Genomic DNA, 13,347 nt, shown 5'->3' on the forward strand with positions numbered 1-13,347 from the left:
GGATTCCCATGGAAAAGCCCAGCAGCACCGCTCCGGTACGGGGCACGGCCCAGGCCCCGGATACGCAGGCGCCGGACACGCAAGCATCGGACACCCAGACAGGACGGTCCTACGACGCATCCCTGTCCCGCAGCCTCGGCCTTGGCGGCAACATCCTCATCACCCTGTCCTCCATCTCCCCCGCGTCCAGCGTCTTCATCCTCGGCGGTGCCGCACTGGCTGCGTTCGGCACCGGCGTGGTCTGGGGCTTCCTCATCGCAGGAATCGTCAGCATCCTCGTCGCCTTCTGCTACGCGGAACTCGCCTCCGCCTACCCCGTGGCGGGCGGGGACTACTCACTGGTGGCGCGGGCACTGGGCCCGGCGGCCGGCGTCGTGACCTTCTTCATCAGCCTCGTCTCGCTGCCGCTGATCGTCGCGGTCTTCGCGCTCGGCGTCGCAGACTACCTAGGGGTGGCCATCGCAGGCCTGTCCCCCGAAACGACCGCCCTCGTGGTGGTGGTGCTGACCACCGTCACCGCCTGCTTCAACATCAAGGCCAACGCCTGGCTCACCGGGGTTTTCCTCTTCGTGGAGATGGCGGCACTGGTGCTGCTCGCGGTCCTTGGCCTGGTCCATGTGGAGCGGCCGGTGGGCACCCTCTTCGTTCCGCAGGCACTCGACGCCGGCACCGGAGCCCTTGCGCCGCTGGCGATCGCGGGCCTGATGATCGCCGTCACCCAGGGCATCTTCTCCTTCAACGGCTATGGCGGAGCCGTCTACTTCGCCGAGGAAACCAGGAACCCCGCCCGCACCCTGGCGCGCGCCGTGCTGTGGAGCGCCGCCGCGACGATCGCGGCCGAGCTGATTCCGCTGCTCGCGATCCTGCTCGGCGCTTCCTCGCAGGAAGAACTGTTCGCCTCGGAACTGCCGGTTGAAGAGTTCCTCAGCGAACGCGCGGGTGACGCCGTCACCACCCTTGTGCTGCTCGCCGTCGCCTTCTCGATCATCAACGCCATCATCGCCATCACCCTCCAGTCCGGCCGGCTGCTCTATGCCGCGGCCCGCGACCGTGCGCTGCCCGAAGGCGTGGCCCGCGGCCTGCGCCGCGTGAGCTCCAGGGGCCAGGCGCCCGTCGCGGCAACCGCCGTCATGGGTGCCATCGCCTTCCTCGCCTGTTTCGTTCCGGTCGACATCCTGTTGACCGCCACCGGATCCACCCTCACGTTCAGCTACCTTTTCATCGCCCTCGCTGCAATCACCCACCGCCGGCGGTCAAGCATCCCGGGCAAACAGCCGGGGACCGGCTACCGGATGCCGTGGTGGCCGCTCCCGCCGGCCATCTGCATTGCCGCCCTGGTGCTGGTCTTCGTGGTGGCCGTCCTGGACCCGGAGCAGTGGCTGAGCGTGGGCATCTCCCTGGCCTTCGTCGCCGCCGGCTTCGCCTACTACTACCTGTACCTCCGGCCGCGCTCCGGAACCCACCTGCTGCTGCTTGACGCAGTGCACGACGAGGAGGACCACCTTGCTTGACTTGCTGCTCCACAACGGATCCGTTCGCACCTTCGACGGAACAGGCTGGGCCGAAGCGGTCGGCATCAGCAACGGTCTCATCAGCTACGTCGGCGCCGACCAGGACGCCCCTCCGGCCCGGCGCCGGCTCGACCTGCGCGGCCGGCTCCTAAGCCCCGGCGTCATCGACAGCCACAATCACCTCCTCCTGGGCTTCGACCCCGACGCGGTCAGCCTCGAAGGGGCCCACACCCTGCAGGAGGTGCGCCACCGGATCGCGGTCCACGCGGCTGCCCGGCCCGAACTGGACTGGGTCTGCGCCGAAAACGCTGTGTACGCCGTCGTCGAGGGCCGCCGGCCGAACGCTGCGGACCTGCGCGGCCTGACGGACCGGCCCGTCTTCATCACCACGTACGACCAGCATTCGGTGTGGCTCAACGACGCCGCGATCCGCGCCCTCGGGATCGAACGCGGCGCTACGATCCCGTGGGGCCGCCCCGAGTTCGACGACGACGGCCGGCCCACCGGCTGGGTGACCGATTTCTACACGAGCGCCATGACGACGGCGGGCCTGGCAGGACTGCAGCGCGATATTCCGATGTACTCCCCGGACCGCCGCTACCGCCGGATCACGTCCAGCCTTGAGATGGCGGCAGCCAGCGGCATCACCACCGTGGTCGAGCCCCAGGTTCCCCTTGCCGAGCTGGACCTCATGTACCGGGCCCGGCGCGAAGGCAGGATGCACTCCCGGGTCATCACGGCCCTGTTCCACCCTGTCGGTTCGGACGCGGCGTTCCGCCGGGAACTGCGCGACGCCGTTGACGGCGCTCCAGCCGACCCGATGCTCCGGCTCGGCCCGGTGAAGCTCTACGCGGACGACGTGATCGAACCGCACACCGCCGCGATGCTCGCCGACTACGCCAACCGGCCCGGCCACCGGGGTGCCCCGAGCTGCCCGCCCAACGAGTTCACGGCGACGCTCACGGAGCTGGACCGGCTCGGCTTCCAGACGCACACCCACGCCACGGGCGACTGGGGAGTGCGGCTGGCCCTCGATTCGATCGAGCACGCCCAGCGCAGCAACGGGACGGGGAGCAACGGCGCCGGCGACCGCCGGCACGGAATCGTGCACGTGGAGTGCCTGGCCGAGGAGGATGTTCCCCGCTTCGCGCAGCTGGGGGTGGTACCGGCGATGCAGCCGCGCCACTGCTCCCCGGACCTGGTGGCGGGAACGTGGATGGACAACGTGGGCGAGGAACGCTGGGACCGCGCCTGGCGCTTCAAGTCCCTCGCCCGCTCCGGCGCCCGCCTGGCGTTCTCCAGCGACTGGCAGGTGGGCGAGATGGACCCGCTGGTCGGCCTGTACAGCGCCCTCACCCGGGATTCGCTCGACGGCGGTGCCGCCTGGACGCCGGACGAGCGCCTAGACCTGGACACCAGTCTGCGGGCGTACACCCAAGGCGGCGCCTGGGCCTGGCACGCCGAGGACGAACTGGGCGTGATCCGCGTGGGCGCCCGGGCCGACGTCGTGGTGTGGTCCGCCAACCTGTACCGGCTGGAAGCCCCGGAACTCCTGGGTGAGAAGGCGGACCTGACGATCGTGGGCGGTGCCGTGGTGCACGACGCCCACCACGAGCTCAACGACGCCCCGCCGGTGCACGCCTCCGCGGTCCACGCCGGCCACCGGGCGCCGTCGATGGGGTGTGCACACTAGAAGCGTGCGTTCCTCCCTTTGAATCTTCCCGGCAGCTACGAGCTACGGAGTGGCACCATGGACGGATGGCCAAGCCCTTTACCCTGACCCAGCTGCGCTACTTCGCCGTGGTGGCCGAACTGGAGAACATGACGGCCGCTGCCGAGGTCCTCAAAGTCACGCAGCCCGCGCTTTCCACCGCGATGGCCCAGCTTGAAACCAGCCTTGCGACCCAGCTGTTCGTGCGTCAACGGACCCGAGGCATCCGGCTCACGTCCACCGGCAAACAGTTCGCCCAGGACATCAAGTCCTTCCTGGAGCACGCCGATTCGCTCTACGAGTCGGCCCGCGGCATGGCCGCCAACCTCTCCGGCGAACTCAAGGTAGGAGTCTTCGCCCCGCTTGCGCCGTTCCGGTTGCCGGCCATCCTGCAGGCCTTCGAGGCCGAGCATCCGGGTGTGGAGGTATCCATTGTGGAGGCCGACCTCGCACGCCTTCAGGAGGCGCTGTTGGGTGGGCAATGCGACGTTGCGCTGATGTACGGGCTCGGGCTGGGTCGCGGGTTCACGTATGAGGTGTTGGAGCGGATCCCTCCCCACGTGCTTGTCCACGTAGGGCATCCCCTGGCGATGGCGGGCCGGAAGGAGATCGCGTTGCGCGAATTGGAAGGTGAGCCGTCCGTGGTCCTGGACTTGCCGCACAGCCGCGAATACTACGAGCAGCTTTACGCCATGGCCGGCGTGGTCCCCAACGTCCGGCACCGCTTTTCCGGCTACGAAACCGTGCGCTCCTTCGTGGCCAAGGGCCATGGCTACGCTGTGCTCAACCAGCGCCTGCACAGCGACACCACCTACTCGGGAGGGCACGTCGTTTCCCTGGCGCTCACGGACAACTTCCCGCCGATCGAGGTCATGGTGGTCCGGCCCGAAGGAGTCCAGGCAACCCGAAGGGTCCTGGCCTTCGAGGAAAGCTGCCGCCGGATCTACGGGAGCAAAGGCCTCGGAGGCGCATAACTGAAATCTATGGGCCAACTAAAAACAATCAATTAGACAGATGTGATGGCCGTCACTGATTGTTGAATCCAAGCTCTTCTAAGGAGATTCAATGGTCCTGAAGTACGTCGAAGATGTCAGCGGAACCTCATCCGAAGGCTCCACCGTTCAAGCCAGCACCGACCAAGCCAGCGCCGCCCCCGCAGCGGCGAAGACCACCGCCATGCAGCGGCGGGTCCTCGCCGGCGGCAGCGTGGGCCAGTTCATCGAGTTCTACGATTTCACCCTGTACGGCCTTACGGCCGTGATTTTCTCCCAGGTGTTCTTCCCGGGCGGCAGCCCTCTCACCGCCATGCTCGCGACATTCGCCACCTTCGGCGTTGCCTTCGTGGTCCGCCCGCTCGGCGGCCTGTTCTTCGGAGCCCTGGGCGACCGCATCGGCCGACGCCGGGTCCTCACCATCACGCTCATGGCGATCGGCGGTGCCACCGCCCTGATGGGCCTGCTGCCCGGCTACGCGCAGATCGGCGCCTGGGCGCCCGTGCTGCTGGTCCTGTGCCGTCTCATCCAAGGCTTCTCCGCCGGCGGTGAATCCGTGGGCGCCCCGTCCTTCGTTTTCGAGCACGCTCCGGTGAACCGGCGCGGCTTCTGGCTCAACATCACCATCGCCGCGACGGCCTTGCCCTCGGTGGTTGCCGGCACCATGATCCTGATCCTCAGCCAGTCCATGCCCAATGAGGCCTTCACCTCCTGGGGCTGGCGCCTGCCCTTCCTGTTGGCGCTGCCGCTCGCCATGGTGGGTGTCTGGATCCGCAGCCGCACCGAGGAAAGCGAGGCGTTCAAGGACGCCCAGGCCACGCGGGAGAAGGAGTTCAGCCCGGTCCGCGAGGCCTTCCGCCAGAACAAGCTCCGCATGGTCCAGGTCATCTTCGTCATGGGACTGACCGCCATGGGCTTCTACTTCCTGTCCGCCTACTTCGTCTCCTATGTGCAGACCACCGGCCACCTGAGCCGCGAACAGTCTCTCCTGGTGAACGCAGCCGCCCTCGCCCTGTACGCGGTCCTGCTGCCGATCGGCGGACGGCTGGGTGACCGCTTCGGCCGCAAGCCGATGCTCATCGCGGGCTCGGCGGTGCTGGCCGTGCTTTCCGTCCCGAGCTTCATGCTGGTCACCAGCGGAAACCTGGGGCTCGCGCTCCTGGGCCAGTCCCTCTTCGTGCTGGCGCTCTGTGTCTACGGCGGCGGCTGCTACACCTTCTTCGTCGAAATTTTCACCACCAACACCCGTTTCACCTCGGCGGCCGTGAGTTACAACGCGGCCTACGCCATCTTCGGCGGCACCGCCCCGTTCATCGGCACCGCCCTGGTGGGAGCAAGCGGCGTCCCGCACATGCCAGGCGTGTACATGGCGGCCGCTGCCGCCGTCGTACTCCTGCTGGTCACCCTCACCAAGGTGCCCGAGACCCGCGGCCGCATCGGTTAAGACCCTCCCACCCGCTCCAGCTAAGGAATCCATCATGAGCGCAACAGCCTTCCTCGCCGATTTTCACCACGTGGCAACCATCGGCGCCACTCCCAACAACGGCGTGGACCGCCAGGCAGCCACCGCCGAGGACCGGCTCACCAGGGACTGGTTCGCCGCCTTTGTGCGCGACGCCGGGTGGCAGCTGCAGGTGGACGGCATCGGCAACATGTTCGGGATGCTGGAGTGGACGCCGGGCGCGCCGTACGTCCTGGTCGGATCGCACCTGGACAGCCAACCCCTTGCCGGACGGTTCGACGGCGCATACGGCGTGATCGCCGCGCTCCACGCGGCCAGGAGGCTCGACGCCGAAGTGGCGGCGTCCGCTGCCGCGCCACGGTACAACCTGGCGGTGGTGAACTGGTTCAACGAGGAAGGCAGCCGCTTCGCCCCGAGCATCATGGGCAGTTCCGTTTTCGCCGGACTGTTCGAGTGCGGGCAGATGCTGGACGTCCGGGACTTCACCGGAACAAGCGTCCGCGAGGCGTTGGGCGGGATCGGCTACCTCGGCACGGACCCCGGGCCGGAAGCGGCAGGCTACGCCGAAATCCACATCGAACAGGGCCGCATCCTGGAGCGCGAAGGGATCAGCATCGGCGTCGTCGATTCCAGCTGGCACACCCAGAAACTGGACATCGAGGTGCTCGGCGAGCAGTCCCACACCGGGGCCACGGCGATGGCGGACCGGCACGATGCGCTCGTGGCGGCGTCGAAAATCATCCTCATGGTGCACGACGTCACGAAGGACTTCGCCGAGGAATCACTGGTGTCCTCCGTGGGCCAGCTGACCCTGGAGCCCAACTCGCCGATCGTCGTCGCCCGCCGGGTGCACCTGGTGGCGGACCTGCGCTCCGGTGACCCGGAGATTGTGGGGGCGGCACGGGCAAAGCTGCTGCGCGACATCGACGTGCTGGCCCGCGAGCACGACATCAAGGTCAACGTGAAGGACTTCGACATCCGGCCGATCCGGCGCTTCCCTGACGCAGGGCTGGAACTCTCGGAAAAAGTCGCGGCCAACCTGGGGCTGACGGCGCGGCGGATCCAGACCATGGCCGGGCACGATTCCGTGGCCATGAACACCATGGTGCCGTCGGTGATGCTGTTCATCCCGAGCGTGGACGGCGTCTCGCACTGCGAACGGGAATTCAGCACCGATGCAGACATGGTTGCCGGCGTGGACATGCTCACCGGCGTGGCCCGGGAACTCGTGTCGGGGGCGCTGGCATGACGGAGCTTCACTATCTCGACGCCGGCACGGCCCTGCGCTTGTTCCGCCGCCGGGAGCTGTCCCCGGTGGAGCTGATGGACGCCGTCATCGCCCGGACTGAGCAGGTCAACAGCGGCATCAATGCCCTCACGGAGACCCTCTTTGACGAGGCACGGCGCACCGCGCGGCAGGCAGCCACCGCCTACGCCCGCGGCCGCGGCCTGACCCCGCTGCTCGGCCTGCCGGTCGCGGCGAAGGAGAAGCACGGACTCGCCGGGCACACCCTGTCCCAAGGCTTGATTGCGCAGAAGGATGTGATCGCTGCCGAAGACCATCCGGTCATTGCGCGGATCCGGGCTGCCGGTGGGATCATCCACGCACGCACCACCACCCCGGAGTACAGCTGCGCCACGGTCACCCACAGCCCGTTGTGGGGAATCACCCGGAACCCTTGGAACCCGAGGTACTCGCCCGGTGGTTCTTCCGGCGGCGCCGGAGCAGCACTGGCCGCGGGGCTGGCTCCCTTGGCAACGGCCTCGGACATTGCCGGCTCAACCCGCCTGCCGGCGTCGTTCACTGGAACGGTGGGCTTCAAAGCGCCGTACGGCAGGATCCCGGGGCTGGCCCCGCTGTCCGCCGACCACTACCGCGGCGACGGTCCCATGGCCCGGACCGTGGCCGACGCCGCCCTGCTGGCAAACGTCATGGCCGGCCGGCACCCGCGAGATCACACGTCGCTGGCGGATGGTGCACCTGTTTCGGCCGGTTCCGGCGCAGAAGCTGCCCGGGGGATGCGGATCGCGCTGTGCATCCGCCTGGGCAACTACCCGGTGGCGTCCGACGTCGAGGCCAACACCCGCACAGTGGCCGCGGCACTGCGGGACGCCGGCGCCGTCGTCGAGGAAGTCGAACTGCCCTGGACCACGGAATTCATCAGCCGGACCATGTTCACCCATTTCGGCTACCTTCTGGGGCCCGCCATGGAGGACGAGACGGACGGCACCGAAGACCAGCTCGCCCCCTACACGCGGCAGTTCATGGCCGATGCCCGTTCCGCAGCTAAGGCCAACCGCTTCGTGGACGGAATCCGCGCCGAAACGCAGATCCAGGCCCAGCTGGCGTCTGCCATGGCGGGGTTCGATGCACTGCTCTGCCCGGCCTCGGCCGTTCCCGCGCTGGAGGCGGAGGAAATGTACCTGGACGGGATCGACGCCGGCGGAGTGCACCTGGAGCACTACTGGCAGGGCCACATGACCGGGCCGTTCAACATCGCCAACCGTTGCCCCGTCCTTGCAGTGCCGAGCGGCATGGCGGACTGCGGAATTCCCACCGGCGTGCAGATTGTGGGCCATCCTTTCGACGACAACCCGGTCTTCAAGGTAGGCACCGCCGTCGAGGCCTTGCTCCCATGGGAGCGCCGAAGGCCGGAACTGAACCTGTCGGCCTGAGCGGCCGATGCGAGCCGCCTGGCTGGAGGCAGGCAAGCCCCTACTCACGCGCCCCGGCCGTTGATAAGCTCACATCCAGTCGAGCATCGGATCTAGCTGAGGGGATCAACATGCCCGTCGGCACAGCGTTTGAGCCCGCCAGTCTTTGCGGGTTGGAGCGCGGCCGGCCAGGGACTGTGGCCGCCGATCTCCGACGGGCTGGCACCGATGGCCCTTGACACTTACAGCCTGAGGGTGGCCTTCGCGGTCGTCGCGTTTACGGTGGGCCTCCTGTTCTACTTCGCGGACTATCTCACCACCCGCTCCCCGTACAGCGGCTGGTGGTGCGTATCGCTGGCCCTGTTCCTGATCGGATCGGCAGTGTTCCTGCTTGAACTGACGCCGCTGCGCTGGTTGGCGAATCCGGTGGGGAACCCCATGTTGGTGGCCGGCGCCTGCGCCGTCTGGGCCAGCGCCCGCTCCCTCAGGGCGCTCCGTCCTTCCGTCTGGGTGCTCGCGGCGGTGCCGGGGTGCGCGGCGGTGGCGGCAGTCGCAGATAATCCGTCCACCAACGAATGGGCCGGCGATCCGGTGTTCCTGGCTTTCATGTCCCTCATGATCGGACTGGCCGGACGGGAGCTGTGGCTCGGCGGGCCCGAGGCTTCCAGGATCCGGGTGTCCATGGGCATCGCCGCCGCCGCGGTCTCCACGTTCTACCTCTGCCGGCTCATGTCCTTCACCCTCGACGGCCCCCACAGTGCCCGGTACAACACCCTCTTCGGTTCCGCGGCCACGACCCTGGTTGGCATGGCATTCCTGGCTGTCGCTTCATTCAGCATGTTCGCCCTCAGCAGTGAGAACCGCACCCGTGTTCTCAGGACCGCTGCCGCCCAGGACGGCCTCACCGGCCTGCTGAACCGGGCCAGTTTTTTCCAGGAGGCGGGTGAGGAGCTCCGCAGGATGCGGCTCGATGACCGCACGGGCTCCTTGGTCCTGGCCGACCTCGACCATTTCAAGGCGGTCAACGACAGCTACGGGCACGCTGCGGGAGATGTCGCGCTGAAGGCATTCGCCGGGGCGTGCCGGGCGGCGGTCCGCTCCGGGGACCTGGTGGGGCGGATCGGCGGGGAGGAATTCGTCCTCCTCGTCCCGGGCATCAGCGCCGAGCGGGCACACACGATCGTCCAGGAGATCAGCGACCGCTTCGAAACGGCCGGCACCTCCGCCCGCTTTCCGATGCCCACCGTGAGCTACGGCATCATTGCGATCGACAAGGAAGGGGTGGATCTCGAGGCGCTCATCGGAGCTGCGGATACTGCCCTGTACATGGCCAAGAGCCTGGGCCGTAACCGCGCCGTCATCGGCACCCTGGGCGCCTGATGCACAAGGCTGAATACACCAGCTGCGTGATCGCCGGCGGGGGTCCGGCGGGGGTGATGCTCGGGTTGCTGCTGGCGCGGGCCGGCGTCGAGATCACCGTGCTGGAGAAGCACGCAGACTTCCTGCGCGATTTCCGCGGCGATACCGTCCACGCCTCCACCATCCGGCTCCTGGACGAACTCGGCCTCGGCGAAGAGTTCCGCAGGCTCCCGCAGAGCAGGCTGGAGAACTTCCGGCTCCCCACCCCGTCCGGGGATTCGGTGGTGCTGGCCGACTTCGGGCTGCTCAAGGCTCCCTACAACTACGTGGCCATGGTGCCGCAATGGGACCTGCTGAGCTTCCTCGTGGAAGCCGCCGGGCAGGAACGGGCCTTCACGCTCCGCCTGAACACGGAGGCCACGGATCTGTTGCGGGACAGCGCCGGGAAGGTCACCGGGGTGGCGTACCGGAGCCGGGAGCCGGAAAGCGGTGCCGAAACAGCTTCGGGGGAGATCCGGGCGGACCTGACGGTGGCGTGCGACGGCCGCGGCTCGGTGCTGCGGCAGCGGGCCGGGCTGGTGCCGCGCGAGTTTCCGGTGCCGTTCGACACCTGGTGGTTCCGGCTGCCTCGCGCTGCCGACGAGACGGAGCCCGTGGCCTCGATCGCGCCGCGCTTCGCCGGTTCCGAAGTGCTCCTGAGCCTGACGCGCAAGGACTACCACCAGATCGCCTACCTCGCGGCGAAGGGCCTGGACGCGAAACTCCGCGCGGACGGCGTCGAGGCGTTCCGTGCCCGGGTGGCCAGGCTCCGGCCGGACCTCGCCGACCGCGTGGACCACATCCGCTCCATGGACGATCTGCACCTGCTCGACGTCAAGCTCAACCGCCTGCCGAGGTGGCACCAGCCGGGCCTCCTGCTGCTGGGCGATGCCGCACATGCCATGTCCCCCGCCGGCGGCGTGGGCATCAACCTCGCCATCCAGGACGCGGTGGCCGCGGCCCGGCTCGTCGCCAAGCCGTTGTTGAGCAGAACGCTCGACGACGGCCACCTCGCCGCCGTCCAGAAGCGCCGCTGGATGCCCACGGTCACCGTGCAGTTGTTCCAGCGCTTGCTGCACCGCGCGGTTTTTGCGCAGGTCATGGCCGGCAAGCAGCCCGATCCACCCAAGCCCTTGGTCTTCGTGGCCCGGAACTTCCCGGCGTTCCGCAAACTGCCCGCGCGGATGATCGCTTTCGGTCCGCGTCCGGAACACGCTCCCGGGTTCGCCCGGCGCAAGCCGGACGCCCCGCCGGAGCCGGGCTCCGCCGTCGAACCCCCTGCCGGGCCGGACGCCGGACCGGCCGCCGGACAGGCAGGATAAGGCCATGGCTGAGCGGCGGTTGCTGCCGCAGGGTTGGAGAAAGCTGGTCCTGGTGCTGCATATCATCGGCGGCGTCGGCTGGATGGGCCTGGACGTCGGACTCCTGTTCCTCGTGTTCACAGGTCTGCTGACCGAGAACGGGAGGACCGCCGTCGCTGTGTATACCGCTCTCGGAATATTCGTTCCGCCGGCCGTTATCGCCCTCAGCCTGCTGATGCTGGTTACGGGTCTGATTCAGGGCATCTGGACCAAATGGGGATTGTTCCAGTACTGGTGGGTGTTCGTGAAGCTTCTGCTGGGAATCGTGTTGACGGCTTTGGTGTTTGTCGCGTTGCTGCCCGCTGTGGGCTCTCTGCCTGCCGGACTTACGGACGCGGACGGGACCAGCGGGGCAGCGGTGCGCCGCGCGCTGGGTGCCGCACCGGTCCAGCTTCTCTTTCCGCCCGTGGTGTCCTTCCTGTCGCTGGGATTTGCACAGGTGCTGGCCATCTACAAGCCCTGGGGCCGGCTGGGGAAGCGACTCCCTTAGCGGAAGCTCCGTCATGGGAAGATTGGGCAGTGGCCCATATTGACGTTTCCGGCATCGATTACTTCCTCTCCGACGGCACCCAGCTGCTCAACGGCGTGACCTTCAAGGTCCCGGACGGCAGCAAGACGGCCTTGATCGGGCCGAACGGAACCGGCAAGACCACCCTGTTCAAGATCATTTCCGGCGACATCACGCCGGACGAAGGCGTTGTGGGCCGCTCCGGCAGCATGGGCATCATGCGCCAGTTCGTGGGCCAGGTCCGCGACGAATCCACCGTGCGGGACCTGCTGGTCTCCGCCGCGCCGCCCGCCCTTGCCGCCGCCGCGAAGGCCGTGGAGGACGCCGAGCTCGCCATGATGGAGCACGACGACGAGCCCACCCAGATGCGGTACGCCCAGGCGATCGTGGACTGGGGAGACGCGGGCGGCTACGACGTCGAGACCGTCTGGGACGAGGTCTGCATGGCCGCGCTCGGAGTTTCCTTCGACAAGGCCCAGCACCGCCGCGCGTCGAGCCTGTCCGGCGGCGAGCAGAAACGGCTGGTCCTCGAAGCGCTCTTCGCCGGCCCGGACGACCTGCTCCTGCTGGACGAACCGGACAACTACCTGGACGTCCCCGGCAAACGCTGGCTGGAAGGCAAACTCAACGAATCCAGGAAGACCGTGTTCTTCATCAGCCACGACCGTGAACTCCTCAACAACGCCGCGGGCAGGATCGTCACTTTGGAACCGGGCATCAACGGCGCCGGCGCGTGGATCCACGGCGGCGGCTTCGGCAGTTATGTGGAGGCCCGTGCGGACCGGAACGCCCGCTTCGAGGAACTGCGCAAGCGCTGGGACGAAGAGCACGTGAAGCTCAAGGAACTGGTCAACATGTACAAGACCAAGGCCGCGTTCCGTTCCGACATGGCCAACAAGTACCAGGCCGCCCAGACCCGCCTGGCCAAGTTCCTGGAGGCCGGCCCGCCCGAGGCCCTGCCGCTGGAACAGAACGTGCAGATGCGCCTGCGCGGCGGCCGCACCGGCAAGCGCGCCGTGGTCGCAGAGAAGCTGGAGCTCACCGGCCTGATGAAGCCCTTCTCCACCGAGATCTGGTTCGGCGACCGCGTGGGCGTGCTGGGCTCCAACGGTTCCGGCAAGAGCCACTTCCTGCGGCTGCTCGCCGCCGGCGGCACCGACCCGGAGCGCGAACACCTGCCGGTCTCCGACGTCGAAATCGCCGAGGTGCCGCACGAGGGCACCGTGAAACTCGGCGCCCGCATCCGGCCCGGCTTCTTCGCCCAGACCCATTCCCGGCCGGACCTGCTGGGCCGGACCCTGCTGGACATCCTGCACCGCGGCGACGAGCACCGCTCCGGGCTGGGCCGTGAAGCCGCGTCCGGAGCCCTGGACGCCTACGGGCTGGTGGGCTCCGCGGAGCAGAAGTACGAGTCCCTGTCCGGCGGCCAGCAGGCCCGCTTCCAGATCCTGCTGCTGCAGCTGTCCGGCGCCACGCTCCTGCTCCTGGACGAGCCCACGGACAACCTGGACCTGCACTCGGGCGAGGCCCTGGAACGCGCGATCGACGCCTTCGAGGGGACCGTGCTGGCCGTGACCCACGACCGCTGGTTCGCCAAGTCCTTCGACCGCTTCCTGGTGTTCGGCTCCGACGGCAAGGTCTACGAATCCGCCGAACCGGTGTGGGACGAAAGCCGGGTGGAGCGGGCGCGGTAGGACACCACGCGCACCGCCACTTCGGGGTGAGCCGACGACGGCGGGCCCCCGGCCG

At 68.1% G+C, this 13,347-nt stretch carries 10 protein-coding genes; all 10 read left to right on the forward strand.

Annotation, left to right across the window (positions count from 1 at the left end):
* Positions 1-8: 8 nt before the first annotated feature.
* The gene (locus ACNQPB_RS04390; protein WP_498749418.1) at positions 9-1,511 is read left to right on the forward strand and encodes an APC family permease; all 1,503 of its coding nucleotides are present in this window, start codon (positions 9-11) and stop codon (positions 1,509-1,511) included.
* Positions 1,504-3,204 carry an amidohydrolase gene (locus tag ACNQPB_RS04395; RefSeq protein ID WP_498749420.1) on the forward strand — a complete coding sequence of 567 codons (1,701 nt, stop codon included), beginning with the start codon at positions 1,504-1,506 and terminating at the stop codon, positions 3,202-3,204. The genes ACNQPB_RS04390 and ACNQPB_RS04395 overlap by 8 nt, the downstream gene beginning before the upstream one ends.
* Positions 3,205-3,269: 65 nt before the next feature.
* The gene (locus tag ACNQPB_RS04400; protein ID WP_498749421.1) at positions 3,270-4,196 is read left to right on the forward strand and encodes a LysR family transcriptional regulator; all 927 of its coding nucleotides are present in this window, start codon (positions 3,270-3,272) and stop codon (positions 4,194-4,196) included.
* Positions 4,197-4,287: 91 nt separating this feature from the next.
* Complete coding sequence (locus tag ACNQPB_RS04405) at positions 4,288-5,658, forward strand: MFS transporter (protein WP_498749423.1); 1,371 nt, start codon at positions 4,288-4,290, stop codon at positions 5,656-5,658.
* Positions 5,659-5,692: 34 nt separating this feature from the next.
* A complete protein-coding gene (locus tag ACNQPB_RS04410) occupies positions 5,693-6,925 on the forward strand; it encodes a M20 family metallo-hydrolase (RefSeq protein WP_498749424.1) in 1,233 nt (410 codons plus the stop codon).
* Positions 6,922-8,352, forward strand: coding sequence for an amidase (locus ACNQPB_RS04415; RefSeq protein ID WP_498749426.1), 1,431 nt, complete (start codon positions 6,922-6,924; stop codon positions 8,350-8,352). Before ACNQPB_RS04410 ends, ACNQPB_RS04415 begins: the two co-directional genes overlap by 4 nt.
* 207 nt (positions 8,353-8,559) lie before the next feature.
* Positions 8,560-9,711, forward strand: a complete 1,152-nt coding sequence (locus ACNQPB_RS04420) for a GGDEF domain-containing protein (protein ID WP_498749428.1) — start codon at positions 8,560-8,562, stop codon at positions 9,709-9,711.
* The gene (locus tag ACNQPB_RS04425; RefSeq protein ID WP_498749429.1) at positions 9,711-11,051 is read left to right on the forward strand and encodes an FAD-dependent oxidoreductase; all 1,341 of its coding nucleotides are present in this window, start codon (positions 9,711-9,713) and stop codon (positions 11,049-11,051) included. The genes ACNQPB_RS04420 and ACNQPB_RS04425 overlap by 1 nt, the downstream gene beginning before the upstream one ends.
* A gap of 4 nt (positions 11,052-11,055) precedes the next feature.
* Positions 11,056-11,580 carry a hypothetical protein gene (locus ACNQPB_RS04430; RefSeq protein ID WP_498749431.1) on the forward strand — a complete coding sequence of 175 codons (525 nt, stop codon included), beginning with the start codon at positions 11,056-11,058 and terminating at the stop codon, positions 11,578-11,580.
* 29 nt (positions 11,581-11,609) lie between these two features.
* Complete coding sequence (locus tag ACNQPB_RS04435) at positions 11,610-13,292, forward strand: ATP-binding cassette domain-containing protein (RefSeq protein WP_498749432.1); 1,683 nt, start codon at positions 11,610-11,612, stop codon at positions 13,290-13,292.
* Positions 13,293-13,347 lie beyond the last annotated feature (55 nt).

The organism is Curtobacterium sp. LFS079, from assembly GCF_047977865.1.
GTDB lineage: Bacteria > Actinomycetota > Actinomycetes > Actinomycetales > Micrococcaceae > Arthrobacter.

Bases quoted from the DNA above. Each gene is read 5' to 3' on its own strand.
- ACNQPB_RS04425 (WP_498749429.1), top strand. From the start codon at position 9,711: ATGCACAAGGCTGAATACACCAGCTGCGTGATCGCCGGCGGGGGTCCG.
- ACNQPB_RS04410 (WP_498749424.1), top strand. From the start codon at position 5,693: ATGAGCGCAACAGCCTTCCTCGCCGATTTTCACCACGTGGCAACCATC.
- ACNQPB_RS04420 (WP_498749428.1), top strand. From the start codon at position 8,560: ATGGCCCTTGACACTTACAGCCTGAGGGTGGCCTTCGCGGTCGTCGCG.
- ACNQPB_RS04400 (WP_498749421.1), top strand. From the start codon at position 3,270: ATGGCCAAGCCCTTTACCCTGACCCAGCTGCGCTACTTCGCCGTGGTG.
- ACNQPB_RS04430 (WP_498749431.1), top strand. From the start codon at position 11,056: ATGGCTGAGCGGCGGTTGCTGCCGCAGGGTTGGAGAAAGCTGGTCCTG.
- ACNQPB_RS04405 (WP_498749423.1), top strand. From the start codon at position 4,288: ATGGTCCTGAAGTACGTCGAAGATGTCAGCGGAACCTCATCCGAAGGC.
- ACNQPB_RS04390 (WP_498749418.1), top strand. From the start codon at position 9: ATGGAAAAGCCCAGCAGCACCGCTCCGGTACGGGGCACGGCCCAGGCC.
- ACNQPB_RS04415 (WP_498749426.1), top strand. From the start codon at position 6,922: ATGACGGAGCTTCACTATCTCGACGCCGGCACGGCCCTGCGCTTGTTC.